The organism is Halomonas halophila, assembly GCF_030406665.1.
GTDB classification, from domain to species: Bacteria; Pseudomonadota; Gammaproteobacteria; order Pseudomonadales; family Halomonadaceae; genus Halomonas; species Halomonas halophila.
Genome location: NZ_CP129121.1, coordinates 2,664,424 through 2,688,923, shown reverse-complemented (window position 1 = coordinate 2,688,923; position 24,500 = coordinate 2,664,424). Strand labels below are relative to the sequence as shown.

The following is a 24,500-nucleotide window of genomic DNA, read 5'->3' as shown; positions in this document are numbered from 1 at the left end:
CAAGAGGCACGCCCATGTCCGGCAATACCTTCGGCAAGTTGTTCACCGTCACCACCTTCGGCGAGAGCCACGGCCCGGCGCTCGGCGCCATCGTCGACGGCTGCCCGCCGGGCCTGCCGCTGACCGAGGAGGATCTGCAGCGCGATCTCGACCGTCGCCGCCCCGGCTCGTCGCGTCACACCACCCAGCGCCAGGAAGCGGACCGGGTGCGCATCCTGTCCGGCGTCTTCGAGGGCGTGACCACCGGCACCTCGATCGGCCTGCTGATCGAGAACACCGACCAGCGCTCCAAGGACTACTCGAAGATCAAGGACCAGTTCCGCCCGGCCCACGCCGACTACACCTACCAGCACAAGTACGGCATCCGCGACTATCGCGGCGGTGGACGCTCCAGCGCCCGCGAGACCGCCATGCGCGTGGCGGCCGGGGCCATCGCCAAGAAATACCTGGCGAGCCAGGGCATCACCATCCGCGGCTACATGAGCCAGCTCGGCCCCATCGCCATCGACTTCAAGCAGTGGGACGCCGTCGAGCAGAATCCCTTCTTCTGCCCCGATCCGGACCGGGTGCCGGAACTCGAGGCCTACATGGACCAGCTGCGCCGCGATCAGGACTCGGTGGGCGCCAAGGTCTCGGTGGTCGCCGAAGGCGTGCCGCCGGGGCTCGGCGAGCCGGTGTTCGACCGACTGGACGCCGAGCTGGCCCACGGGCTGATGAGCATCAACGCGGTCAAGGGCGTGGAGATCGGCGACGGCTTCGCCTCGGTGGCTAGCCGCGGCAGCGAGCATCGCGACGAGATGACCCCGGAGGGCTTTCTCTCCAACCACGCCGGCGGCGTGCTGGGCGGCATCTCCAGCGGCCAGGCGATCGTTGTGCATCTGGCGCTCAAGCCGACCTCCAGCATCACCACGCCAGGGCAGTCCATCGACCTGGAGGGCAATCCGGTGGAAGTGGTCACCAAGGGGCGCCACGATCCCTGCGTGGGCATTCGCGCCACGCCGATCGCCGAGGCGATGATGGCCCTGACCCTGCTGGATCATCTGCTGCGCCATCGCGGCCAGAACGCCGACGTCAGCGTGAGCACGCCGCGGCTGTCCTGAGGCCGCGACTGCTACACTGATCGGCACAGCCACCCATCTTCGACAAGGCGGTCATATGAAGATCAACGTCGAGTTCGACCTGACCCCGGACGAGTTTCGCCGCGCCCTGGGCCTGCCCGACGTGGAGGCCTTCCAGCAGGACCTGCTGGCGCGCATCCAGAAGCAGATGGAATCCGGCGTCGAGGGCTACGACCCGATGAGCCTGATGCAGCCCTTCCTGCAGCAGTCGATGTTCCAGCAGCCCGGCTTCCAGCAGGGGTTGTCACAGGGGCTGGCCAGTTTCGGCAGCTACCAGCAGATGATGCTCGACATGCTCAGCAAGGCCGCCGCGGGAAACCGTGGCGGCGAGGAGGGCGGCAGCGCCGGAGGTGACACGAGCGGTGGTGCCGAGGGCGGCTCGGGCGGTGGCGCCTCGGCGGCCAGCGCCCGCTCCCGGAGCAAGCGCGAGGGCTGATCACGCGCGTGGCTCGCGCGTTTTTCCTGCGGGGCTTGACGCCTGTCATGCGCTTGCAACGACAGGCGTGCGAGACTAGTCTTTGTGCAGTGCAGCACGGCTTTCGTCAGTATTCCTTCGGGAGGAGTGACCATGCAGGACAAGACGTTCGATGCCTTCAACGAACAGACTCGCCAGTTCTTCGAGCCCATGCGCAAGCTGAATTCCCTGATGCTCCAGAACATGGAGCGCGTCAGCGAGTATCAGATGGAGTCTCTCAAGCGCTACAGCCAGATGGGGACCGAGCGCCTTCGCGACGCCACCGAGGTCACCGATGCCGAAAGCCTGCGCGACTTCGGCACCCGCCAGGCCGAGATGATGAACGCGCTCTCTCAGCAGATGCTGGAGGACGCCCGCACGCTCGGCGAGATGAGCCTGCAGTTCAAGGCCGAGCTCGAGCAGCTCTACACCGAATCCGGCCAGGCCTTTGCCGAGCAGGCCGGCCAGGCGGCCGAGGCAGCCAAGCCGGCCGCTGCCGCCAAGCCGACGGCGGATAAGTCCGAAGCCGCCGAGAAGCCGGCGCCGGCCAAGTCCACCAGCCAGGCGACGCGCAAGCGCAGCGGCGGCAGCGCCAGCTGACCGTTCGACCCGGCATGTGATGGCCACCGCCTCGTGGTACCAGGGGCGGTGGTCCTGCGTTCATGGCAGCGCGACAGGAGGTGTCAATGCAGCCAGGGAGTGAAGCATTCTCGCAGGCCGACATGCAGGCCTGGCAAGCCCAGTTCCAGGCGATCGGCGAGGAGTACCAGGCCCTCCTGGAGGACCTGATTCCGCGGATGGTGCCGGACGATGCGGCCCAGTCCGTCTATGGGCACATGCGCGAGGCCTTCCAGGCCGGGGCGGAGTCGCTGATGCAGGACCCGACCCTGCTGTGGGAGACCCAGTCACGCCTGGTGCAGGATCAGTTCCAGCTGTGGCAGAACGGCATGCGCGCCCTGGCCGGCGAGGCGGTGGAGCCGCTGGTGATGCCTGCCAGGGGCGACCGCCGCTTCCAGGACGAGGCCTGGACCAGCGATCCTCACTATCTCGCCATCATGCAGCAGTACCTGCTGTTCTCGCGCTGGGTCGAGGAGCTGATCGAGCGGCTCGACGGGCTCTCCGCCGAGCAGAAGCGCAACCTGGCCTTCTATGCGCGCCAGCTGGTCAACGCCATGGCGCCGACCAACTTCGTCACCACCAATCCCGAGGTGATGCGTCGCACCCTCGAGACCCGCGGCGAGAACCTGGTCGAGGGCCTGGCCCGGCTGCGCCAGGACCTGCTGAACTCCGCCGAGGGGCTCAACGTCACCATGACCGACCGCAGCGCCTTCGCGGTGGGGGAAAACATCGCCGTGACGCCCGGTTCGGTGGTGTACGAGAACGAGCTGATCCAGCTGATCCAGTATGCGCCGAGCACCGAGCAGGTCTACAAGACGCCGCTGTTGATCGTGCCGCCCTGGATCAACAAGTACTACATCCTCGACCTGCGCCAGGACAACTCGCTGGTCAAGTGGCTGGTGGACCAGGGGCACACCGTGTTCCTGATCTCCTGGCGCAACCCCGGCCCCGAGCAGGGCGACCTGACCTGGGCCGACTACATGCAGCTGGGCCCGATCAGCGCCATGGAGGCGATCGAGCAGGCCACCGGCGAGAAGTCGGTCAACCTGCTGAGCTACTGCGTCGGCGGCACCCTGGCGGGCTCCACGGTGGCCTACCTGACCAGCACCCGACGCGGGCGCAAGGTCAAGTCGGCGACCTACATGACCAGCCTGTGGGACTTTCGCGATCCCGGCGAGATCGGCGTCTTCCTCGCCGAGCCGGTGCTCAGCGGCATCGAGGCCAAGCTCGAGCGGGACGGTTACCTGGACGGCCGGATCATGGCCTACTCCTTCAACCTGCTGCGCGAGAACGACCTCTTCTGGTCCTTCTACATCAACAACTACCTCAAGGGCGACGTTCCGGCCCCCTTCGACCTGCTGTACTGGAACACCGACGGCACCAACCTGCCGGCGGCGACCCACGGCTGGTATCTGCGCCACCTCTACGTCGAGAACCGCCTGGTCGAGCCCGGCGGCATCGAGCTCGATGGCGTGAAGATCGACCTGCGCAAGATCTCGGTGCCGAGCTACTTCGTTTCCACCCGCGACGACCACATCGCCAAGTGGAATAGCACCTACCACGGGGCGCTGCTGCCCAAGGGGCCGGTCACGTTCGTGCTGGGCGGGTCCGGCCATATCGCCGGCATCGTCAACCCGCCGCACAAGAACAAGTACGGCTTCTGGACCAACGACGAGCTCCCTCCGACCCCGGAGGAGTGGCTGGAAGGGGCCAAGGCCCACGAGGGCTCCTGGTGGCCGCACTGGCAGGCCTGGATGACCGACAACGGCTACGCCGACGCCGAGAAGATGGTGCCGGCCCGCCAGCCCGGCGACGGCGAGCTGGATATCCTCGAGCCGGCGCCCGGGCGCTACGTGAAGATGACCATTCCCGAGGTGCTGGGCGAGCACCAGGCCTGAGCGGGAAGAGCGCCGCTTCGCGGCGGGAAGCACCGGGCTTCGCCTGACGCCAGAAGAGTTAAGAGCGGCGCTTCGCGCCTGGAAGCTGGAAGAAAACCGCCCCAGGTACCTTGCCTGGGGGCGGTTCTTTTTACGCTGCGTTCCAGCTTCCAGCTTCCAGCTTCCAGCTTCCAGCTTCCAGCTTCCAGCTTCCAGCTTACGACTTCCGGCGTCGCAGCCCCGGCAGCACCAGCAGCGCGCCGAGCAGCCAGATCGGCCAGCTGCCGATATGCGAGAAAGGTGTCAGGCCGGCCATCGGCGTGACCTCGCCGGTGAGCGTGGCGACCTCGAACTGCGGTGCCCGCTCGGTCACGCGGCCCTGGGCATCGATCAGCGCGGTGACGCCGTTGCTGGTCGCGCGGATCACCGGCCGGCCGTTCTCCAGCGCCCGCAGGCGAGCCATCTGCAGGTGCTGCAGCGGACCGATGGAGGCGCCGAACCAGGTGTCGTTGGAGACCGTGAGGATCACGTTCGAGCGCCTGGCCTGTTCGGCGACCAGATCGGCGTAGATGATCTCGTAGCAGATGGCATTGCCGATGCGGGTGCCGGCCGCCACCAGCGGTGCCTGCCGGGCCGGCCCGGGGGTCATGGCCGGCATCGGCAGGTCGAAGAAGGCGATGGCGCCGCGCAGCAGGCTTTCCAGCGGCAGGTACTCGCCGAACGGCACCAGATGGCGCTTGAGATAGCGCTCGCCGTCGGCGACGTCGAGCACGCCGTTGTAGTAGCGGCCGTCCTCGCGGGTCAAAATGCCGGTGAGCAGCGTGCTCTCCGGCGGCAGCAGGGTCTGGGCGCGCTCGAGGATCGGCCGGGCCTGGTCGGCGAACATCGGCAGCGCCGCCTCGGGCCAGATCACCAGGTCCGGGGCCTCGTCCAGCTCGGCGGTCAGCGACAGATAGGTGTTAGCGGCCTGGCGCCGGCCCTCCGGCGTCCACTTGATCAGCTGGGGCAGGTTGCCCTGCAGGAGGGCGACGCGCAGCGGATCGCCGGCGGGCGTCGTCCACTGGGCAGGCAGCGCCAGCGGCGTGAGCCACAGCACGGCCAGCGGCAGAGTGGCCCACCAGCGCCGGCGCAGCAGCGACACGCCGAGCGCGCCGGTGAGGGCCACGATCAGCGACAGCAGATAGACGCCGCCGACCGGCGCCCAGGGGGCCAGCGGGGAATCCACCTGGCCGCTGCCCAGCAGCAGCCACGGGAAGCCGGTGAACAGCCAGGTGCGCAGCGCCTCGCCGAGCACCCAGGCGCCGGCGAAGGTCAGCACCGACAGCCGCGGCCCGCACAGGCGCCGGTAGAGGCCCAGGGTGACGGCGAAGAACAGCGACAGGGCGGCGACGAACAGCACGGTCAGCGCCAGCGCCAGCGGCACCCCCGTGTAGCCGTAGTCGTGGATCGAGACATAGACCCAGGAGGCACCGGCGCCGAACAGGCCGAGCCCGTAGCACCAGCCGCGCCAGGCGGCCTGACGGGCATTGAGCGATGGCAGCCCGGCGTAGAGCAGGCCGGCCGCCACCGGGGCCAGCCACCAGAGCTGAAACGGGGCGGCGGACAGGGTGGTGAGCACGCCGGCGGCGATCGCCGCCAGGGGCCCGAGGAACCGATGAAGGCGAGAGGGCGTCATGGCACCGTCCTTGGTGAAGATGGCCAGAGGAAAGAGGGTGAGAGGCGGGATCAGTCCTCGCCGGACGCCGAGGCCGGCTCGGCCTCGAGCAGGCGGATGCGTCGGTTGTCGGCGTTGAGCACCGTGAAGCGCCAGCCACCGATCTCGGTGTGCTCGCCGCGGCCGGGGAGGTGGCCGAAACGCTGCATGACCAGGCCGCCGAGGGTGTCGAACTCCTCGTCGGAGAAGCGCGTGCCGAAGCGCTCGTTGAAGTCCTCGATGGGAGTCAGGGCGCGGATCGCGAAGCGTGACTCGCCGAGCGCGCGGATGTCCTCTTCCTCGTCGGTGTCGTGCTCGTCCTCGATGTCGCCGACGATCTCCTCGAGGATGTCCTCGATGGTGATGATGCCGGCGGTGCCGCCATACTCGTCCACCACCACGGCCATGTGGTTGTGGGTATCGCGGAATTCCTTGAGCAGGCTGTTCAGGCGCTTGGACTCCGGCACGAACATGGCCGGGCGCAGCACCTCCTCGAGCTGGAAGGGATGGCCGTTATCCTGGCCCTGGCGCAGCAGCGGCAGCAGGTCCTTGACCAGCAGGATGCCCTTCACCTCGTCGAGGTTCTCGCCGACCACCGGATAGCGGGAGTGGCCGGTCTCGAGGATCACCGGCAGGTATTCCTCGAGGGGCTGGTCGAGGCCGATGGCGGTGATCTGCGAGCGCGGGATCAGCACTTCGCGGACCTGTTGATCGCTGATGTTCAGGGCGCCCTCGATGATCATCATGGCGTCCTGCTCGAGCTTGAGCCGGGTCGCCGCCTGGCGCAGAAAGGCCAGCAGCTCGTCCCGCGAGCTCGGTTCGTCGCTGTCGCTGGACAGGGCGCTGAACAACTTGTCGAACCAGGACTTGTTGCCCTGGCCGGTCGATCGGTCTTCGCTCATGCGTCGGCTCTCTCGTCATCGGGGTCGGAATCGCGATGCGGCGGGCCCGAGGCCCGGTAGGGGTCGCCGATGCCGAGGCCGGCGAGGATGTCCCGCTCCAGCGCTTCCATGACCTCGGCCTCGTCGTCCTCGATATGGTCGTAGCCCATCAGGTGCAGGGTGCCGTGAACCACCATATGAGCGTAGTGATCGCCGAGCGCCTTGTCCTGATCGCGGGCCTCGTCGGTCACCACCGGGTGGCAGATCACCAGATCGCCGAGCAGCGGCAGCGGCACGCCCGGCGGGCACTCGAAGGGGAAGGACAGCACGTTGGTGGGCTTGTCCTTGCCGCGGTAGTCGCGGTTGAGCGCCTGGCTCTCGTCGGCGTCGACGAAGCGCACCGTCAGTTCTTGACGGGTCTCGTCGGGCAGGCGGGCCAGCACGGCGCCCACCCAGGCCTCGAGCTCGGCCTGACTGGGCAGGCCCTCGGCGTCGATGGCCTGCTGGCGGTCGACCTCGGCCAGGCTCATTCCTCGTCCTCGCGGCCGTTCTGTCGCTCGAGGCGCTCCAGGCGGATGGCTTCGCGTTCCTGCTCGCGGGCCTCGCGCTTGGCGCGGGCCTGGGCCTCTTCCTCGGCTTCGAACTGGTCGTAGGCCTCGATGATGCGCTGTACCAGCGGGTGGCGGACCACGTCCTTGGCGGCGAAGTGGGTCACGCCGATGCCCGGGGTGCCGTCGAGCACGTCGAGCACCTGGATCAGCCCGGAGGCCTGGCCGCGGGGCAGGTCGACCTGGGTGATGTCGCCGGTGATCACCGCGGTGGAGCCGAAGCCGATGCGGGTCAGGAACATCTTCATCTGCTCGCGGGTGGTGTTCTGGCTCTCGTCGAGGATGATGAAGGCGTTGTTCAGGGTGCGCCCGCGCATGTAGGCCAGCGGGGCGATCTCGATCACCTGGCGCTCGATCAGCTTGGCGACCTGCTCGAAGCCGATCATCTCGTACAGGGCGTCGTAGAGCGGGCGCAGGTAGGGGTCGATCTTCTGCGCCAGGTCGCCGGGCAGGAAGCCGAGCTTCTCGCCGGCCTCGACCGCCGGACGCACCAGCAGGATGCGACGCACCTGCTGCTGGTTCAACGCTTCCACCGCGGCGGCGACGGCCAGGTAGGTCTTGCCGGTGCCGGCCGGGCCGATGCCGAAGTTGATGTCGTGGTCGCGGATGCTCGAGACATAGCTCTGTTGGTTGAGCCCGCGGGGCTTGATCAGCGCCTTGGGCGTGCGCAGCAGCACCTCGCCGTCGCCGCTGCCGCCTTCTTCCTCCTCCAGGGCCTCGAGGCCGGATTCCTGCAGGAAGAGGTGCACGGTGTCCGGGGTCAGCTCACCGGCTTCGGTCTCGCGATAGAGGTGCTCGACGACGTTGGAGGCGGCCTTGACCCGGGGGCCGGGGCCGGCCAGCTGGAAGACGTTGCCCCGGTTGCGCAGGGTGACGCCGAGGCGTTCCTCGATCAGCTTGAGGTGCTCGTCCTGCTGACCGCAGAGGTTGGCCAGGCGCTGGGGATCGTTGGGCTCGAGATTCAGGGTGATGACGCGGTTGGACGCGGAGGCTGCTGGCTGGCTCAAGACGGGCAAGTCCGTGAGTTGATGGATGTCGGGGTCAGCTTACTGCCCCGGCGCTTACTGGGGCAATGTTGGGTTGGCTGGAAGCCGAAGTGGGTTGTCCCCGGCGAGGGGCGCCGGGGACAGGTCGCAGAGGAGGTCCTACGCCAGGGATGGCGTCGGTAGCGCCCAGGGATGGGTTCATAGCGCCTCCTCGTAGACCTGTCGCCGGATCAGCCCCGAGTGCGGGATGAACAGGTTGTCTCTAACCGCTTCAGAAACGCTCCGGCGAGGCCAGATCGCCGCGCAGCGAGTTGGGCAGCGCCTCGGTGATTTCCACGTCGACGAAGTAGCCGATCAGCTCGGTGGGGTTCGGCGCGCGGAAGTTGACCACCCGGTTGTTCTCGGTGCGGCCGGACAGCTGGCCCGGGTCCTTCGGCGAGAAGCCGGTGACCAGCACCCGCTGGGTGGTGCCCACCATGCGGCGGCTGATCTGCATGGCCTGCTGGTTGATGCGCTCCTGCAGGATCGCCAGGCGCTGCTTCTTGACCGCTTCCGGGGTGTCGTCCTCGAGGCCGGCCGCCGGGGTGCCGGGACGGGCCGAGTAGACGAAGCTGAAGGACACGTCGAAGCCGATGCGACCGATCAGGTCCATGGTGTTCGCGAAGTCCTCCTCGGTCTCGCCGGGGAAGCCGATGATGAAGTCCGAGGAGAAGCTGATGTCCGGACGCAGCGCACGGATGCGCTCCATCTTGTCCACATACTCCTCGACGGTGTGACCGCGCTTCATGGCCGCCAGGATGCGGTCGGAGCCGGCCTGCACCGGCAGGTGCAGGTGGCTGACCAGCTCCGGGATCTCGCCGTAGGCCTCGATCAGGCTGTCGGAGAACTCCACCGGATGCGAGGTGGTGAAGCGAATGCGGTCGATGCCTTCCACCGCCGCCACGCAGGCGATCAGTTCGGCCAGGTCGATCTCCTCGCCGAGCTGGTTCTCGCCGCGGTAGGCGTTGACGTTCTGGCCCAGCAGGTTGATCTCGCGCACGCCCTGGTCGGCCAGGTGGATGACCTCGTCCATCACCGCCTCGAAGGGCCGCGAGACCTCTTCGCCGCGGGTGTAGGGCACCACGCAGAAGGTGCAGTACTTGGAGCAGCCTTCCATCACCGAGACGAAGGCGGTGGCGCCATCGGAGTTCGGCTTGGGCAGGTGGTCGAACTTCTCCACCTCGGGGAAGGTCACGTCGACCACCGAGATCTGGTTGTCCTGGCGGGCGTCGAGCATCGACGGCACCCGGTGCAGGGTCTGGGGGCCGAAGACCATGTCGACCTGGGGCGCGCGCTTGCGCAGCGCTTCGCCTTCCTGGCTGGCGACGCAGCCGCCCACGCCGATGACCAGATCCGGGTTGGCGTCCTTGAGCTTCTTCCAGCGGCCGAGCTGGTGGAAGACCTTCTCCTGGGCCTTCTCGCGGATCGAGCAGGTGTTGAGCAGGATGACGTCGGCATCGCGCTCGTCGTCGGTGAGCTCCAGCTGGTGGGATTCGCCGAGCAGATCCGCCATGCGTGCGGAATCGTACTCGTTCATCTGGCAGCCATGCGTCTTGATGAAGAGTTTCTTCGCCATAAGAATAGGTCGTGGCGCCTGGGCCCGACGTTGCACCGGTGGATATTCGTTCGCAGGAGAGGCGGCCGGCAGGGCCGTCCGATTGAGAGCGGAGATTATACGCGCCCAGTCGGGACGGGGCCAGAGTGCCGGAACGCCCGGCGCGCGGGCCTGTGGTACCCTTGGCGGCTTCGGAGGCGCCGGCGAGGTGGTCAGGAAATGACCGAAACGTTGCCGTATCGGCAGCCATGCCGCCTGGCCGCGGGTTTCCAGCGGTTTTCCCGGCACTTGTCCACAGATGCTGTGGATGATCCGGAGACGCACTCTCATCTCGGCGGACCGGGCAGGGATGGTCCGGTCACGACCGCCATCGCCGCGAGCGGCGGACACAGAGCCTTGGACAGCCAGGACGACGCATGACGATGCAACGATACAAGACACTGATGACGCTGGGCGCACTGCTCGGGGCCCTGGCCCTGCCGGTGCAGGCCCAGCAGGACGACGCTCAGAACGCCGATGCACGCTGGGTGTCCGGCGACCTCACCACCTTCGTGCGCAGCGGCCCCACCGACGGCTATCGCATCGTCGGTACCCTGACCGCCGGCGACCCGGTCGAGCTGCTCGAGACCCAGGGCGACTACAGCCGCGTGCGCAGCCAGAGCGGCGACGTGGTCTGGGTGCCCTCGAGCGACCTGCAGGGCGAGCCCAGCGCCAAGGTCCGGCTGCCCGAACTGGAGGCGCGGGTGGAAGAACTGTCCGAGGAGCTCTCCGGCATCAACGAGACCTGGGAGAGCCGCATGGCCTCGGTCACCGAGACCCTCGACGTGCGTGAGCAGCGCATCGCCGAACTCGAGCGGCGCAATCAGGCGCTCGCCTCGGAGAGCGAGGAGGCCGGCGCACGGGTGCGCGAGCTTCAGGCACGCCTGGATACCCAAGAGGAAGACCTGCTGATGCGCTACTTCATGTACGGCGGCGGGGTGGCCGGTGCCGGGCTGCTGGTGGGCCTGATCGTGCCGCACCTGCCGCGTCGTCGCCGCAAGCGCGACCGCTGGTTCTGAGGCCCGGCCATGGACAACGAATGGCTCGCGCGCTGGCGCGAGGGACGCATCGGCTTCCATCGCCACGAGGCGCATCCGGCCCTGGTGCGTTACTGGCCGACGCTGAGCGTGGCACCCGGCACCAAGGTGTTGGTGCCGCTGTGCGGCAAGAGCCTGGACATGCGCTGGCTGGCCGGCGAAGGCTATCCGGTGCTGGGCATCGAGCTGGCCGACGAGGCCATCGAGCAGTTTCTGGCGGAGGGCGAGGGGGAGGTCTCCCGTTATCGGGGCGACGGCTTCGACATCAGCCGCCAGGGCAACGTGGAGCTGTGGCGCGGCGACTTCTTCCACTTCCACATCGAGGCCGCCGCCGAGCTGGGCGCCTTCTATGACCGGGCGGCGCTGATCGCGCTGCCCGAGGCGACCCGCCAGCGCTACGCCTTCCACCTGGCCCAGCTGCTGCCCCCCGGCAGCCAGGGGCTGCTGATCGGCCTGACCCGCGCCCCCGGCGACGAGGGCGGTCCGCCCTTCAGCGTCGACGCCGACGAGATTCGCGAGCTGTTTGCGGCCAACTTCGAGGTGGTGCACCTGGAAGAGGGCGAGCCCGAGCCGGGCAGCGGCTTCCGCGAGAGCGTCTGGTCGCTGACGCGTCGCGGTCCCCAGGGCGGCTGATCGCGCCGTTCACCCACACGGGCCCGTCGGCGTCGCGCCGGCGGGCCTGTGTTTTGGCGAGTGCGGCGTGATCAGCGCGCCAGCAGGCCGGCCAGCTCCGGGTCGCGGAAGGCGCGGTCCAGGGCGTCGGAGAGCAGCTCCTCGATCATCGCCTGGTTGGCCTCGCGATCTGGCTTCACCGCGTATTGCTGGGTGCGACGCGCGGTGTAGCTGCCGGTGTAGGTGGTGCCGTCGTTCTCGGCCCTGGCCTCCAGCACCGCCGTCAGGCGCACGCTGCCGACCATCGGCGGGGCGTCGCCGCGGCCGTAGTCGAGCCGCTTCAGGGTCAGCGTCAGGCTCGGCCGGCCCGGTGCGGTGTCGCCGACCGGCCGGAAGCCCATGTCGCGCACCGCGCGCTCGGCCTCGGCCTGCAGGCGCGGCGTCAGCTCGCCCGGATCGACGATCACCACCGCCGTGGAGCCGGCGCTGCCGGAGCGGGTGCCGATCACCGCGTCCTGGCGGGTGTCCCGGGCGGTCACGCTGACCTCCTGGCCCTGCCCGGCGGCCGGCACCTGGACGCTGCGCTTGGGGTCCGGCGTCAGATAGTGGGGACCGGCGCAGCCGGCGAGCCAGCTGGTGGCCAGCAGTACCAGGCCGAGGCCGAGAAGGCGTCGAGTCGTCATGGGCGGTCTCCTTGTCGATCGCAAAGGCCCGAGTATAGCGACTTCTCTTGCCGGCGCCGACGCATGAGGCTTTCCGCAGCGGGATTGGAAACACCGGGGAAAGTTGGAGCGAGGGGTTTTTGCCATGGGTGAGGCGATTCTCGCCGAACGGGCTGGCCCAGGGATGGCCAGCACCTGTCCTGCAAGCGAAGCAGGATGTGAGAGCGCCGCAGGGCAAAAGTAGCGCCTATGTGTAGGGTCCCGGATGATCAAATGAGCTATAGGAGTTATCCTCTGCTGGCAGCCAGAGAGCTTCTAAAGCAATTCATTCGGGAGCAGGTTCATGGACATCAAGCTGCATAAGCAGGCCACCACGACACCGAAGATCCGTGCTGAAATCCAGGCGGCACCGTCCAGCATCACGGATAGCGAGCTGGCCCGCCAGTATGGTGTCTCCCACGCGACCATCCGCCGCTGGCGGTACCGCAACGATGTCCATGACCGACCGCACACGCGTCACAACCTACTCGCCACCCTCTCGTCTGAGCAGGAGGAGGTGCTGATCGCCGCTCGTGAATTCCTGCGCCTCGGTCTGGATGATCTGCTCGTCGTGGCACGTGAGTTCCTGAACCCTCGACTGTCCCGCTCAGGCCTACACCGCATGCTCCAGCGGCGCGAGGTGCCGACACTGGCAGAACTGGCTCGGCAGGACGCTGGCGATGATGGGAAGCCCCGGCACAAGCCCTTCAAGGACTACGAGCCCGGGTACGTGCATATCGACATCAAGCACCTGCCTCAGATGCCTGATGAGGAGCAGAAGCGCTACCTGTACGTCGCCATCGACCGTGCCACACGCTGGGTCTATCTGGAGATCAGGCGAAGCCAGTCTGCCAAGGATGCCAAGGCGTTCATGAGGTGCGTCGAGGAGAAAGCTCCCTTCACGATCCAGACGGTACTCACTGACAACGGCAAGTCGTTCACCGATCGCTTCACACGGGCAGGTGAGCGCAAGCCCAGCGGCCGCCACCCCTTCGACCAGGAGTGCCAGGCCCATGATATCGAACATCGCCTGATCAAGCCGGGAAGGCCACAGACGAACGGTATGGTGGAGCGGTTCAACGGCCGCATCAGTGACGTGCTGGCGACCCGGCGCTATACCTCAGGCGAGGATCTGGAGCAGACGCTCAAACGCTACGCTTGGCTGTACAATCACCACATCCCTCAGAAGGCGCTGCATCATCAATCACCGATTGCAGCGATGAAGGAATGGCAGGCCAAGCGGCCGGAGTTATTCACCAAGCGGGTAGTCAATCACACGGGACCCGACACCTATGGAAGGGTTTACAGCGCCCTCGCGTAACTTTTCCCCGGTGTGGCCTGCCACTTTACGGCCGTCATCGCCTTTCTCAGAGCCCCATCGCCGAGGAGGTGGAACGGCGCGGGTCGGCGCCGCCGTAGAAGCGGCCGTCGTCGATCACGATCGACTGGGCGGCGCCCATGGCCGACTGCTGGCTGATGGTGTGGCCGCGGGCCTCGAGCAGCGACAGGGTGTCGGGGCTGAAACCGGCCTCGACGCGCAGCTCGTCGGGCAGCCACTGGTGGTGCAGGCGCGGGGCGCTCACCGCCGACTGAACGTTCATGCCGTGGTCGATGACGTTCATCAGCACCTGCAGGGTGGTGGTGATGATCCGCGAGCCGCCGGGGCTGCCGGTGATCAGGAAGTTCTCGCCGTCGCGCCTGACGATGGTCGGGGTCATCGACGACAGCATGCGCTTGCCGGGCTCGATCCTGTTGGCCTCGCCGCCGATCAGGCCGTAGGCGTTGGGCACGCCGGGCTTGGCGGAGAAGTCGTCCATCTCGTTGTTGAGCAGGAAGCCCGCGCCGTCCACGGCGATGCCCGAGCCGTAGCTGAAGTTGATGGTGTAGGTGTTCGAAACGGCCAGGCCGTCGTCGTCGGCGATCGAGAAGTGGGTGGTCTCGTTGGACTCATAGGGCGCCGGGTCGCCGGCGGCGATCTCGTCGCTGGGCGTGGCGCGGTCGATGGCGATCTGGGCACGCAGCTCGTCGGCGTAGCTTTCGGAAGTCAGGCCCTCGAGCGGCACCTCGACGAAGTCGGTGTCGCCCAGGTACTCGGCCCGGTCGGCGTAGGCGCGCTTCATGGCTTCCGCCATCACATGCATGGTGTCGGCGGCGCCGAAGCCCATGGTGCCGATGTCGTAGGCCTCGAGGATATTGAGCATCTGCACGATATGGACGCCGCCGGAGGAGGGCGGGCTCATGGCGTAGACGTCGTAGCCGCGGTAGCTGCCGTGGCTGGGCTCGCGGATCTCTGGCTGGTAGCCGGCCAGGTCCTCGCGGGTGATCAGGCCGTCGTGGCGCTGCATCTCGGCGACGATCAGCTCGGCGGTCTCGCCCTCGTAGAATTCCCGCGCGCCCTGCTCGGCGATGCGCTTGAGCGTCGCCGCCAGGTCCGGCTGGCGGAAGGTCTCGCCCACTACATAGGCGCTGCCGTCTGCCTTGTAGAACATCGCTTCGGTGGCCTCCCACTTCGTCAGCCGCTCGCCGGCCTCGGCCACGCCGTCGACAAAGCGCTGGGGCACCGTGAAACCGTCCTCGGCCAGGCGGATCGCCGGGGCCAGCGCCTCGGCCAGGCTCAGGGTGCCGTATTCCTTGAGCGCCAGCGCCAGGCCGGCCACGGTGCCCGGCACGCCGGCGGCGCGATGAGTGAAGCGCGACCATTCGGCGACGGCATTGCCGTCCTCGTCCTGGAACATGGTCTCGGTGGCGGCGGCCGGGGCGGTCTCGCGGTAGTCGATGGCGATCACCTCGTCGCTGTCCTCGTCGGAGATCAGCATGAAGCCGCCGCCGCCGATGTTGCCCGAGCGCGGCTGGGTGACCGCCAGGGCGAAGCCGGCGGTAACGGCGGCGTCCACGGCGTTGCCGCCCTCGGCCAAGACGTCATGGGCGACCTCGGAGGCCAGGAAGTGGCTGGTCGCCACCATGCCGCGCTCGCCGACCTCGGGGTGGAAGCGCTCGCCCTCGAGGATGGCGGACTGGGCGACGGCGAGCTGTGGGGCCAGCAACGCAGCGGCCAGCACGCCGGTGCCGAGGACCCGGGGCAGAAATCGATGGGGCAAAGCGGTGCAGGGCAGGGATCGACGGGGCAGGGCGGGGATTCGCATGGACGTCTCCGTGTCTCGAGGGCAAGGGGAACCTTCACTATCGAAGGCCCGCGGCCGGGGTGCAAGAACAGGGTGCAAGAAGAGGATGTACAAGCTGAGGCGGCAAGGGGAGAAGCGGCAGGCGCGGGCGCGGGATGCTGTTAGAATGCCGTCCACATGACCGTGACCCGACAGGACCCTCTTTCCATGAGCGATTCGACGACCGACTTCCAGATAGCCCCCTCGATTCTCTCCGCCGACTTCGCCCGCCTCGGTGCGGAGGTCGACGACGTCCTCGCCTCCGGCGCCGACATCGTGCACTTCGACGTCATGGACAATCACTACGTGCCCAACCTGACCATCGGCCCGATGGTCTGCGAGGCGCTGCGCAAGCACGGCGTGACCGCCCCCATCGATGCCCACCTGATGGTCAAGCCGGTGGATCGGCTGATCGGCGACTTCATCGATGCCGGCGCCAGCTACATCACCTTCCATCCCGAGGCCTCCGAGCACATCGACCGCTCGCTGCAGCTGATCCGTGACGGCGGCTGCAAGGCCGGCCTGGTATTCAACCCGGCCACGCCGCTGTCGTATCTCGACTACGTGATGGACAAGGTCGACATGGTGCTGCTGATGAGCGTCAACCCGGGCTTCGGCGGGCAGTCGTTCATTCCCGGCACCCTCGACAAGCTGCGCGAGGCGCGCCGGCGTATCGATGCCTCGGGGCGCCCGATCCGCCTGGAGATCGACGGCGGGGTCAAGGTCGACAACATCGCCGAGATCGCCCGCGCCGGGGCCGATACCTTCGTCGCCGGCTCGGCGGTGTTCAAGGCCCGCAACGAGGCCGACCCGAACCGCTACGACGGCGTCATCGCCGACTTCCGCCGCGCCCTGGCCGAGGCCTGAGCGTGACGGACGAGGCCGCTCCTCGCTGGCATCTCTATGTGATCGAGACGGCCGCTGGGGCCCTCTACACCGGCATCACCACCGACGTGACACGGCGCCTCGGCGAGCATCGCGGCGGGCGGGGCGCCAAGGCGCTGCGTGGCAAGGGCCCGTTGCATCTGGTATATCACGAATGTATCGGTGAACACGGCGAGGCGCTGCGTCGCGAGGCGGCGATGAAGCGCCTCACCGCCGCGGCCAAGCGCCGCTGGCTGGCCGAGCGGCGAGCCATTCAGGCAAGCGGGGAATCCTTCCCCTAGGCTGTGTCGATAGTGCCGGCCGGGCGCCGGCGCGACATCCGACATGGCACGAACACGACAGGGAGAGCCTATGGACCTTCAAGGAATCATCGACTTCGTGCAGTTTCAGGGCACGAATCTGGCCGTCAATCTGGTGGCGGCGCTGGCGATCTTCGTGGTCGGCCGCTGGGTGGTGAAGCTGCTGCATTCGCTCAGCATCAAGGCCATGCAGCGCGGCAAGCTCGACCCGCTGCTGGTCAAGTTCCTGGGCAACATTCTCTACGCGCTGCTGATGGTGTTCGTGGTGCTGGCGGCGATCAGCCAGGTCGGCATCCAGACCACCTCGCTGATCGCGGTGATTGGTGCCGCCGGCCTGGCGGTGGGGCTGGCGCTGCAGGGCTCGCTGGCCAACTTCGCCGCCGGCGTACTGGTGATCATCTTCCGCCCCTACAAGATCGGCGACTACGTGGAGGCCGGCGGCGTGGCCGGTACCATCGACGACGTGCAGATCTTCACCACCGAGCTGAAGACCGCGGACAACCGCAAGATCATCGTGCCCAACGGCCAGATGATGAGCGGCGCCATCACCAACTATTCCAGCCACGACACCCGCCGGGTGGACCTGGTGGTCGGCGTCGGTTACGACGACGACATCGATGTCGTGCGTCGGGTGCTGGAAGGCGTGGTGGCCGACGATCCTCGCGTGCTGGCCGACCCGGCGCCCAACATCCGCATGAGCGCCATGGGCGACTCCTCCGTCAGCTGGATCGTGCGTCCCTGGGTCAAGGCCGCGGACTACTGGAGCGTCTACTGGGAGATGACCGAAGAGATCAAGCGCCGCTTCGACGCCGAGGGCATCAGCATTCCCTTCCCGCAGCGCGACGTGCACGTCTATCACCATCCCGACAAGGACGGCGAGGCGAGCCTCGAGCGCTGAGCCTAACGCTCGGAAACGACACGGGCCCCGGCAATTTGCCGGGGCCCGTGTCGTTTGGCTGGAAAGAAGTCCCTCCGTTTCAGGGAAGCGCTGATTGATGTCGCGAGCGATGAGAGGTCGGCCGCCGCCGAAGCGCAGCCACCGGAGTGTAGCCTGCTACATGAGGATGGCGACGGTTCGACGCATCGACAGCGCCGGCGGCCGAGATATCGAGCGCAGCAATCAATCGGTGTTTCCCCTCAGTGAAGCTTGAGGCGCGGCTTGAGAAACTTGTTGAGGCCGTCGACGACGACCATCAGGCCGGTCTTCAGCGTGCCGTGGATCGCCCGCTGGTGCATGCGGTAGAGCGAGGCGTAGAAGAACTTGGCCAGGTGGCCCTCGATGAACAGGCTGCGCGCCGAGGCGCCACGCATCAGGCTGCCGATGGCGTCGAAGTGGGCCAGCGAGATCAGCGAGCCACGGTCGCGGAACACGAAGGGCTTGAGCGGCTTGCCGTCCAGCCGCGCCAGCAGGTTCCTGTACAGGCGGTCGGCCTGCTGGTGGGCCGCCTGGGCGCGCGGCGGCACCGTGGAGCCGTCCGCCTGGGGGCAGCTGGCGCAGTCGCCGAAGGCGAAGACGTGTTCGTCGTCGAGGCTCTGCAGGGTGGCGTCGACCTTGAGGCGATGGTTGCGCTCGGTGGAGAGCCCCAGTTCGGAGAGCAGCGCCGGGGCCTTGATGCCGGCCGCCCAGACGCCCAGGTCGATGTCGATGCGCTCGCCGTCGGCGGTGATGATGGCCTCGTCGTTCACCTCGGTGACCCGGGTGCCGACATGCACGTTCACGCCCAGACGCTCCAGCTCGTCGTGCACGGCGCCGCTGATGCGCTCGGGCAGGGCGGGCAGCACCTTGGGGGCGGCCTCGATCAGGTGGACCTCGAGATGATCGCTGTCCAGGGTGGTGAAGCCGTAGCTGTTGAGCATCTCGGAGGCGCCGTAGAGCTCGGCGGCCAGCTCCACGCCGGTGGCGCCGGCGCCGACGATGCCGACGACCATCTTCGCCGAGGGCTCCTGCGGCGCGTTGTAGCGCAGGAAGGCGTTGAGCATGGCCTGGCGGAACTGCTCGGCCTGGTGGGGGCTGTCGAGGAAGTGGCAGTGCTCGGCCACGCCGGGGGTGCCGAAATCGTTGCTGACGCTGCCCAGGGAGAGCACCAGCTCGTCATACGGCAGGGTGCGGGCGGGGAGCACCTCCTCGCCGTCGTCGTCCAGCACCGGGGCCAGGGTCAGGGTCCGGCCGTCGCGGTCGAGGTCGGTGAGGGTGCCCAGCTGGAAGCGATAGCCGTTGGCGCGGGCATGGCCCTGATAGGAGATTTCATCGAGGCCGGAATCCAGCGCGCCGGTGGCGACCTCGTGGAGCAGCGGTTTCCAGATATGGGTGGGGTTGCGATCGACGAGCACGATCTCGGCACGCTTGCGCTTGCCGAGCTTGCGGCCGAGCCGGGTCACCAGCTCGAGTCCGCCCGCACCTCCGCCGACCACCACGATGCGTGGTAGTGTCATGGAGTCTCCTGACTGAATGCATAAAAGGGACGTGGCAAAGAGTTGCCCGGGTCAGGGCTCGCCTCGATACGGCGGTCGGGCGTCACGGCAGGCGTCGTCGGCGTCCGGCCGAGGTAGGGGGCATGCCCTGTAGTCGGCAACGGCTGGTTTCAGCATAACGCTGCGACCTTCGCCTGCCTATGGGCGACAGGAAAAAGGCGCTATGTTTTCCGTAATATTACTTTCAGTGCCCCGGGCCGGTGCTCGACGGCCGCGGGGCCACGCTAACCCTGACATGGAGAGGCTCGCCCATGCACCCCTGCCTGGAAGGCATCACCCTGGTCGCCTTCGACCTGGACGGCACCCTGGTGGACTCGGTGCCCGATCTCGCCGCGGCGGTGGACGCCGCCCTGAGTGACCTGGCGCTGCCCGCTCCCGGTGAGGACAAGGTGCGCGACTGGGTCGGCAACGGCTCGCGCGTGCTGGTGGAGCGGGCGCTCACCGACGCCCTTGGTGAGGCGCCGGCCACGGCGTTTCTGGATACCGCCCATGAGGGCTTCCTGGCGCGCTACGGCGAGGCGCCCTGTGCGCGAACCCGTTTGTATCCCGGTGTGCGTGAGGCGCTGGAGGGACTCACCGCCAGCGGTCAACGGCTGGTGCTGGTGACCAACAAGCCCGAGGACTTCATCGCGCCGATCCTCGAGGCCACCGGCATCGCCGGGCATTTCTCGCTGTGCCTGGGCGGCGACAGCCTGCCGCGCCGCAAGCCCGACCCGCTGCCGCTGACCCACGTCGCCGAGCGTTTCGGCGTCGCCCCCGGTCGCTGCCTGATGGTCGGCGATTCGCGCCATGACATCGCTGCGGGCAGGGCGGCGGGCTTTCGCACCCTGGCCGTGCCGTACGGCTATAACCACGGTGAACCGGTGGCGGCCAGCGGGCCGGATGCCACGGTTGAATCGCTGGCACAACTCGTTTACTGTAAATCGAATTGCGCTATAACGATGTAATAATTGATTATTTTTCGTTATATACGATTCCGCCATTGCCGATGGAACCCCGCATCATGCTGGCCTTTTTCGTATCCTCGACCCTTCCCCGCCTTCACCGTGCTACCGGCCTGCTCGGCGGCTGGCGATGGTGACGCTCGCTTCCTGAAACGGCGCCTTCCGGGGCGACCGTCGTCGCTTCACCGTCGCACACCCTTCATCGAGGATACGGGCCCATGATGACCCCCGAACGCTTCCAGTCCCTGGCCGAGGACGGCTACAACCGCATTCCGGTCACCCGCGAGGTGCTGGCCGATCTCGACACGCCGCTGTCCACCTACCTCAAGCTCGCCGACGCGCCCTGGACCTTCCTGCTGGAGTCCGTGCAGGGCGGCGAGAAGTGGGGGCGCTACTCGATCATCGGCCTGCCGTGCCAGGAACGCATCGAGGTGCGCGGCTTCCAGGTCACGCACATCGTCGACGGCGAGACCCAGGGCGTGACCGAGGTCGAGGACCCGCTGGCCTGGATCGAGACCTTCCAGGCACGCTTCAAGGTACCGCGCCTCGACGACCAGCCGCGCTTTGACGGCGGGCTGGTGGGCTACTTCGGCTACGACACCATCCGCTACATCGAGCCGCGCCTGCGCGGGGTGGAGAAGCCCGATCCTCTCGGCGTGCCGGACATCCTGCTGATGGTCTGCAACGACCTGGTGGTGTTCGACAACCTGTCGGGCCGCCTGACGCTATGGACCCACGCCGATCCGGCCGAGCCCGAGGCCTACGAGGGTGCCGTGGCGCGCCTGGCGCGCCTCGAGGAACGGCTGCGCGGCGCGGTCCTGGACGCCCGCAGCCCCGGCACCGGCGGCCGGGCGGTGGAGGAGGGGCACTTCACCTCCGGCTTCACCGAGGAAGGCTTCAAGTCGGCGGTGGAGACGATCAAGGAATACGTGCTGGCCGGTGACATCATGCAGTGCGTGCCCTCCCAGCGGATGTCGATCCCCTATCAGGCGCCGCCGCTGGACTTGTACCGCGCGCTGCGCAGCCTCAACCCCTCGCCCTACATGTTCTACTTCGACCTGGGCGATCATCAGGTGGTGGGCTCCTCGCCGGAGATCCTGACCCGCCTCGAGGAGGGCGAGGTCACCGTACGCCCGATCGCCGGCACTCGCGTGCGCGGCCGCACCGAGGCCGAGGATCAGGCGCTCGAGGCCGATCTGCTGAATGACCCCAAGGAATGCGCCGAGCACCTGATGCTGATCGACCTGGGGCGCAACGACGTGGGCCGCATCTGCGAGACCGGCTCGGTGACCGTCACCGACAACATGGCCGTCGAGCGCTATTCCCACGTCATGCACATCGTGTCCCAGGTCACCGGCAAGCTGCGGCCCGGGCTGACCGCCATGGACGCGCTGCGCGCGACCTTCCCGGCGGGCACGCTCTCCGGGGCGCCGAAGATCCGCGCCATGGAGATCATCGACGAGCTGGAGCCGGTCAAGCGCGGCGTCTACTCCGGGGCCGTGGGCTATCTGTCCTGGCACGGCAACATGGACACCGCCATCGCCATCCGCACCGCGGTGATCAAGGATGGCGAGCTGCACGTCCAGGCCGGTGCCGGCGTGGTGGCCGATTCCGTGCCCGAGATGGAGTGGCAGGAGACCCTGAACAAGGGGCGCGCGCTGTTCCGCGCCGTGGCCATGGCCGAGCGGGGCCTGGACAATCTCGAGTAAGTCCCGCCGGAGTGCGCGCGAGGCCCCGTCACCGCGGGCCCCGGGCGTCTTGACACGGCCGGCCGCCGGCGAGCACTATGACGACCATGAACGTACCAGATCAGACATTCGGCCCGATGGCGTGGTGGCGCTCCTGAGCGAAGGGGCGGCACGCTTGCGACCGAAAAAAATGCCGCCGTCAGGGCGGCATTTTTGTGTCTATCGATCCCTGCACGGCTGGCCAGCCCGACGCGCCGACCCGGGCAAGATGCTGGGTAACAATCACCGGATCACGAATCCAAGCCAAGGAAATCAGGACCTATCGCCATGTCCGTGCTGATGATCGACAACTACGACAGCTTCACCTTCAACGTCGTGCAGTACCTCGGCGAACTCGGCGCCGAGGTGGTGACCCATCGCAACGATGCCATCACCCTGGAGCAGATCGAGGCGCTGGCGCCGAGCCACCTGGTGGTGTCGCCGGGGCCCTGCACGCCCAACGAGGCGGGCATCTCCATGGAGGCGATCCGCCACTTCGCCGGTCGCTTGCCGATCCTCGGCATCTGCCTGGGCCACCAGGCCATCGGCCAGGTGTTCGGCGGCCGGGTAGGCCGCGCCCCGCAGGTGATGCACGGCAAGACCTCGCGCATCCGCCACACGGGCCAGGGCGTGTTCGAGGGCCTCGAGGATCCGCTGGAGGTGACCCGCTATCATTCGCTGGTGGTGGATCGCGACAGCCTGCCGGAGTGCCTGGAGGTCACTTCCTGGACCGACGCGGACGACGTGACGCCGGGACTGATCATGGGCATGCGCCACCGCGAGCTCGACATCGAGGGCGTCCAGTTCCATCCGGAATCGATCCTGACCCGCCAGGGCCACGAGCTTCTGGCCAACTTTCTCAAGCGTCGCTGAATCGCTGACACTGCCACAAGGAGACGACGGCCATGCAGATGCGGGAAGCCCTTGGTGCCCTGATGCGCCACGAGAACCTCAGCTTCGACCAGACCCATGCGCTGATGACCGCCATCATGACCGGGGAGGCCAGCGACGCCCAGATCGCCGCCTTCCTGATGGGCATGGCGATGAAGGGCGAGACCCCCGAGGAGATCAGTGCTGCCGCCCAGGTGATGCGCGAGCTGATGTCGCCGGTCACGCTGCACGTCGAGAACGTGGTCGACATCGTTGGCACCGGCGGTGACGGCGCCAACCTGTTCAACGTGTCCACCGCCTCGAGCTTCGTGGCCGCCGCCGCCGGCGCCCACGTGGCCAAGCACGGCAACCGCGGGGTGTCGTCGTCGTCGGGCAGCGCCGACCTGTTCGCCGTGGCCGGCATCGGCCTCGATCTGGACGCCGACCAGGTGGCGCGCTGCATCGAGGACGTGGGCGTCGGCTTCATGTTCGCCCCCAACCACCATCCCGCCATGCGCCATGCCATCACCGCGCGGCGCGAGATGGGCGTGCGTACCCTGTTCAATATCCTCGGCCCGCTGACCAACCCGGCCGGCGCCAGCCGCCAGCTGCTCGGCGTTTATTCCGCCGAGCTGGTGCCGCTGATGGCCGAGGTGCTCAAGCGCCTGGGCAGCGAGCACGTGCTGGTGGTCTGCGCCGAGGACGGCCTCGACGAGATCTCGCTGGCCGCGCCGACCCGGGTCGCCGAGCTCAAGGACGGCGAGATCCACGAGTACACCATCGCCCCCGAGGACTTCGGCATCGCCCGCCACGACCTCGACGCCCTCAAGGTGAAGACCGCCGAGGACAGCCTGCGGCTGGTGGAGCAGGCGCTGATCGGCGAGGGTCCGGCGGCGGACATCGTGGCGCTCAACGCCGGCGCGGCGCTGTATGCCGCCGACGTCGCCGATACCCTCAAGGAAGGCGTGGCCCTGGCGCAGGACGCCCAGGACTGCCAGCTGGCCCGCGAGAAGCTCAGGGAACTGGCCAACTTCACTCGCGTCTTCGCCCAGTAGTCGCCCATTCAGGGACTCATCCGCTCAGGACTCTTCGATGACCGCATCCAACGCTACTCCGACCATCCTGACCCGCATCCTGGCGCGCAAGGACGCCGAGGTCGCCGAGCGCCGCCAGGCCGTGTCCGAGGACGAGCTGCTGCGCCTGGCTGGCCTGCAGTCCGCGCCGCGCGGCTTCGTGACGGCCCTGGACGCGCGCATTCGCGACGGCGATCCGGCGGTGATCGCCGAGGTCAAGAAGGCGTCGCCCTCCAAGGGCGTGATCCGCGAGGATTTCCGTCCGGCCGAAATCGCCCCCCGCTATGCCGCGGGCGGTGCCGCCTGCCTGTCGGTGCTCACCGATGCCGACTTCTTCCAGGGGCATGAGGACTTCCTGGTCGAGGCCCGGGAGGCCTGCTCGCTGCCGGTGATCCGCAAGGACTTCATCACCCACGGCTACCAGGTCAGCGAGGCGCGGGCCATCGGTGCCGACTGCATCCTGCTGATCGTCGCCGCCCTGGACGACGCCCGGCTGGCGGACCTGCACCGCCAGGCCACCGAGCTCGGCATGGACGTGCTGGTCGAGGTCCACGATGCCGCCGAGCTGGAGCGCGCCCTGGCGCTGGACCTGTCGCTGGTCGGCATCAACAACCGCGACCTGCACTCCTTCGCGACCCGCCTCGAGACCACCCTGGACCTGCTGCCGCGGATTCCCGCCGGCGTCACCGTGGTCACCGAGTCCGGCATCCACAGCCGCGACGACGTGCTGCGCATGCGCGAGCACGACGTCCACGGCTTCCTGGTGGGCGAGGCCTTCATGCGCGAGGACGATCCCGGCGAGGCGCTGCGCCGCCTGTTCTACTAGCGCGTCTTCGACGCAGCACGACGCC

General features: G+C 67.8%; 23 protein-coding genes. 15 read left to right on the top strand and 8 right to left on the bottom strand.

The window, feature by feature from the left end:
- The first annotated feature begins 14 nt into the window (after positions 1 to 14).
- From aroC to phaC, 4 genes are all read left to right on the top strand, one after another.
- Positions 15 to 1,100, top strand: coding sequence for a chorismate synthase (gene aroC / locus QWG60_RS12645; RefSeq protein WP_107181579.1), 1,086 nt, complete (start codon positions 15 to 17; stop codon positions 1,098 to 1,100).
- A 55-nt stretch (positions 1,101 to 1,155) separates the two neighbouring features.
- Positions 1,156 to 1,554: a DUF6489 family protein gene (locus QWG60_RS12640; protein WP_107181580.1), complete on the top strand. Its 399-nt coding sequence runs from the start codon at positions 1,156 to 1,158 to the stop codon at positions 1,552 to 1,554.
- A 132-nt stretch (positions 1,555 to 1,686) separates the two neighbouring features.
- Positions 1,687 to 2,172, top strand: a complete 486-nt coding sequence (locus QWG60_RS12635) for a phasin family protein (RefSeq protein WP_146910137.1) — start codon at positions 1,687 to 1,689, stop codon at positions 2,170 to 2,172.
- Positions 2,173 to 2,258: 86 nt separating this feature from the next.
- Positions 2,259 to 4,088: a class I poly(R)-hydroxyalkanoic acid synthase gene (gene phaC, locus QWG60_RS12630; protein WP_146910135.1), complete on the top strand. Its 1,830-nt coding sequence runs from the start codon at positions 2,259 to 2,261 to the stop codon at positions 4,086 to 4,088.
- Positions 4,089 to 4,284: 196 nt separating this feature from the next.
- On the opposite strand, the gene lnt is transcribed toward phaC, so the two are convergent.
- The 5 genes from lnt to miaB form a co-directional block, all read right to left on the bottom strand.
- On the bottom strand, positions 4,285 to 5,742 hold the full coding sequence (lnt, locus tag QWG60_RS12625; RefSeq protein WP_046078958.1) for an apolipoprotein N-acyltransferase: 1,458 nt from the start codon (positions 5,740 to 5,742) through the stop codon (positions 4,285 to 4,287).
- 50 nt (positions 5,743 to 5,792) lie between these two features.
- Positions 5,793 to 6,662, bottom strand: a complete 870-nt coding sequence (locus QWG60_RS12620; RefSeq protein ID WP_035598886.1) for an HlyC/CorC family transporter — start codon at positions 6,660 to 6,662, stop codon at positions 5,793 to 5,795.
- The gene (ybeY, locus tag QWG60_RS12615) at positions 6,659 to 7,171 is read right to left on the bottom strand and encodes an rRNA maturation RNase YbeY (protein WP_046078959.1); all 513 of its coding nucleotides are present in this window, start codon (positions 7,169 to 7,171) and stop codon (positions 6,659 to 6,661) included. Before ybeY ends, QWG60_RS12620 begins: the two co-directional genes overlap by 4 nt.
- Complete coding sequence (locus QWG60_RS12610; RefSeq protein WP_146910132.1) at positions 7,168 to 8,256, bottom strand: PhoH family protein; 1,089 nt, start codon at positions 8,254 to 8,256, stop codon at positions 7,168 to 7,170. Before QWG60_RS12610 ends, ybeY begins: the two co-directional genes overlap by 4 nt.
- Positions 8,257 to 8,506: 250 nt before the next feature.
- Positions 8,507 to 9,850 (bottom strand): tRNA (N6-isopentenyl adenosine(37)-C2)-methylthiotransferase MiaB, encoded by a 1,344-nt coding sequence (miaB, locus tag QWG60_RS12605; RefSeq protein ID WP_046078961.1) that lies wholly within the window; start codon positions 9,848 to 9,850, stop codon positions 8,507 to 8,509.
- A 395-nt stretch (positions 9,851 to 10,245) separates the two neighbouring features.
- Here miaB and QWG60_RS12600 point away from each other — a divergent pair, with 395 nt between their 5' ends.
- Together QWG60_RS12600 and QWG60_RS12595 are read left to right on the top strand one after the other, a co-directional pair.
- Positions 10,246 to 10,887, top strand: coding sequence for a TIGR04211 family SH3 domain-containing protein (locus QWG60_RS12600; RefSeq protein WP_035598875.1), 642 nt, complete (start codon positions 10,246 to 10,248; stop codon positions 10,885 to 10,887).
- 9 nt (positions 10,888 to 10,896) lie between these two features.
- Positions 10,897 to 11,538 (top strand): class I SAM-dependent methyltransferase, encoded by a 642-nt coding sequence (locus QWG60_RS12595; protein ID WP_107181584.1) that lies wholly within the window; start codon positions 10,897 to 10,899, stop codon positions 11,536 to 11,538.
- Positions 11,539 to 11,609: 71 nt separating this feature from the next.
- On the opposite strand, the gene QWG60_RS12590 is transcribed toward QWG60_RS12595, so the two are convergent.
- On the bottom strand, positions 11,610 to 12,200 hold the full coding sequence (locus QWG60_RS12590) for a YajG family lipoprotein (RefSeq protein ID WP_046078965.1): 591 nt from the start codon (positions 12,198 to 12,200) through the stop codon (positions 11,610 to 11,612).
- A 322-nt stretch (positions 12,201 to 12,522) separates the two neighbouring features.
- Between QWG60_RS12590 and QWG60_RS12585 the strand changes: the two genes are divergently transcribed.
- The gene (locus QWG60_RS12585; RefSeq protein WP_290130894.1) at positions 12,523 to 13,539 is read left to right on the top strand and encodes an IS481 family transposase; all 1,017 of its coding nucleotides are present in this window, start codon (positions 12,523 to 12,525) and stop codon (positions 13,537 to 13,539) included.
- Between the two features lie 46 nt (positions 13,540 to 13,585).
- On the opposite strand, the gene ggt is transcribed toward QWG60_RS12585, so the two are convergent.
- Positions 13,586 to 15,361: a gamma-glutamyltransferase gene (ggt, locus tag QWG60_RS12580; protein WP_290130903.1), complete on the bottom strand. Its 1,776-nt coding sequence runs from the start codon at positions 15,359 to 15,361 to the stop codon at positions 13,586 to 13,588.
- Between the two features lie 186 nt (positions 15,362 to 15,547).
- Here ggt and rpe point away from each other — a divergent pair, with 186 nt between their 5' ends.
- From rpe to QWG60_RS12565, 3 genes are all read left to right on the top strand, one after another.
- Positions 15,548 to 16,246 carry a ribulose-phosphate 3-epimerase gene (rpe, locus tag QWG60_RS12575; protein WP_016853796.1) on the top strand — a complete coding sequence of 233 codons (699 nt, stop codon included), beginning with the start codon at positions 15,548 to 15,550 and terminating at the stop codon, positions 16,244 to 16,246.
- Positions 16,247 to 16,248: 2 nt separating this feature from the next.
- Positions 16,249 to 16,545: a GIY-YIG nuclease family protein gene (locus tag QWG60_RS12570; protein ID WP_107181585.1), complete on the top strand. Its 297-nt coding sequence runs from the start codon at positions 16,249 to 16,251 to the stop codon at positions 16,543 to 16,545.
- Between the two features lie 70 nt (positions 16,546 to 16,615).
- Complete coding sequence (locus QWG60_RS12565; protein ID WP_146910034.1) at positions 16,616 to 17,461, top strand: mechanosensitive ion channel family protein; 846 nt, start codon at positions 16,616 to 16,618, stop codon at positions 17,459 to 17,461.
- A 239-nt stretch (positions 17,462 to 17,700) separates the two neighbouring features.
- On the opposite strand, the gene QWG60_RS12560 is transcribed toward QWG60_RS12565, so the two are convergent.
- Positions 17,701 to 18,996 carry an NAD(P)/FAD-dependent oxidoreductase gene (locus QWG60_RS12560; protein ID WP_035598856.1) on the bottom strand — a complete coding sequence of 432 codons (1,296 nt, stop codon included), beginning with the start codon at positions 18,994 to 18,996 and terminating at the stop codon, positions 17,701 to 17,703.
- A gap of 290 nt (positions 18,997 to 19,286) precedes the next feature.
- Here QWG60_RS12560 and QWG60_RS12555 point away from each other — a divergent pair, with 290 nt between their 5' ends.
- The 5 genes from QWG60_RS12555 to trpC all read left to right on the top strand — a co-directional run bounded on the left by QWG60_RS12555 (position 19,287) and on the right by trpC (position 24,475).
- Complete coding sequence (locus tag QWG60_RS12555; protein WP_107181588.1) at positions 19,287 to 19,982, top strand: phosphoglycolate phosphatase; 696 nt, start codon at positions 19,287 to 19,289, stop codon at positions 19,980 to 19,982.
- Positions 19,983 to 20,200: 218 nt separating this feature from the next.
- Entirely contained in the window at positions 20,201 to 21,688 is a 1,488-nt protein-coding gene (gene trpE / locus QWG60_RS12550) for an anthranilate synthase component I (RefSeq protein ID WP_146910058.1), read from the top strand.
- A 306-nt stretch (positions 21,689 to 21,994) separates the two neighbouring features.
- A complete protein-coding gene (locus tag QWG60_RS12545; RefSeq protein WP_046077980.1) occupies positions 21,995 to 22,579 on the top strand; it encodes an anthranilate synthase component II in 585 nt (194 codons plus the stop codon).
- Between the two features lie 32 nt (positions 22,580 to 22,611).
- Complete coding sequence (gene trpD / locus QWG60_RS12540; RefSeq protein WP_046077979.1) at positions 22,612 to 23,631, top strand: anthranilate phosphoribosyltransferase; 1,020 nt, start codon at positions 22,612 to 22,614, stop codon at positions 23,629 to 23,631.
- 37 nt (positions 23,632 to 23,668) lie between these two features.
- On the top strand, positions 23,669 to 24,475 hold the full coding sequence (gene trpC, locus QWG60_RS12535) for an indole-3-glycerol phosphate synthase TrpC (protein ID WP_046077978.1): 807 nt from the start codon (positions 23,669 to 23,671) through the stop codon (positions 24,473 to 24,475).
- The last annotated feature ends 25 nt before the right edge of the window (positions 24,476 to 24,500 follow it).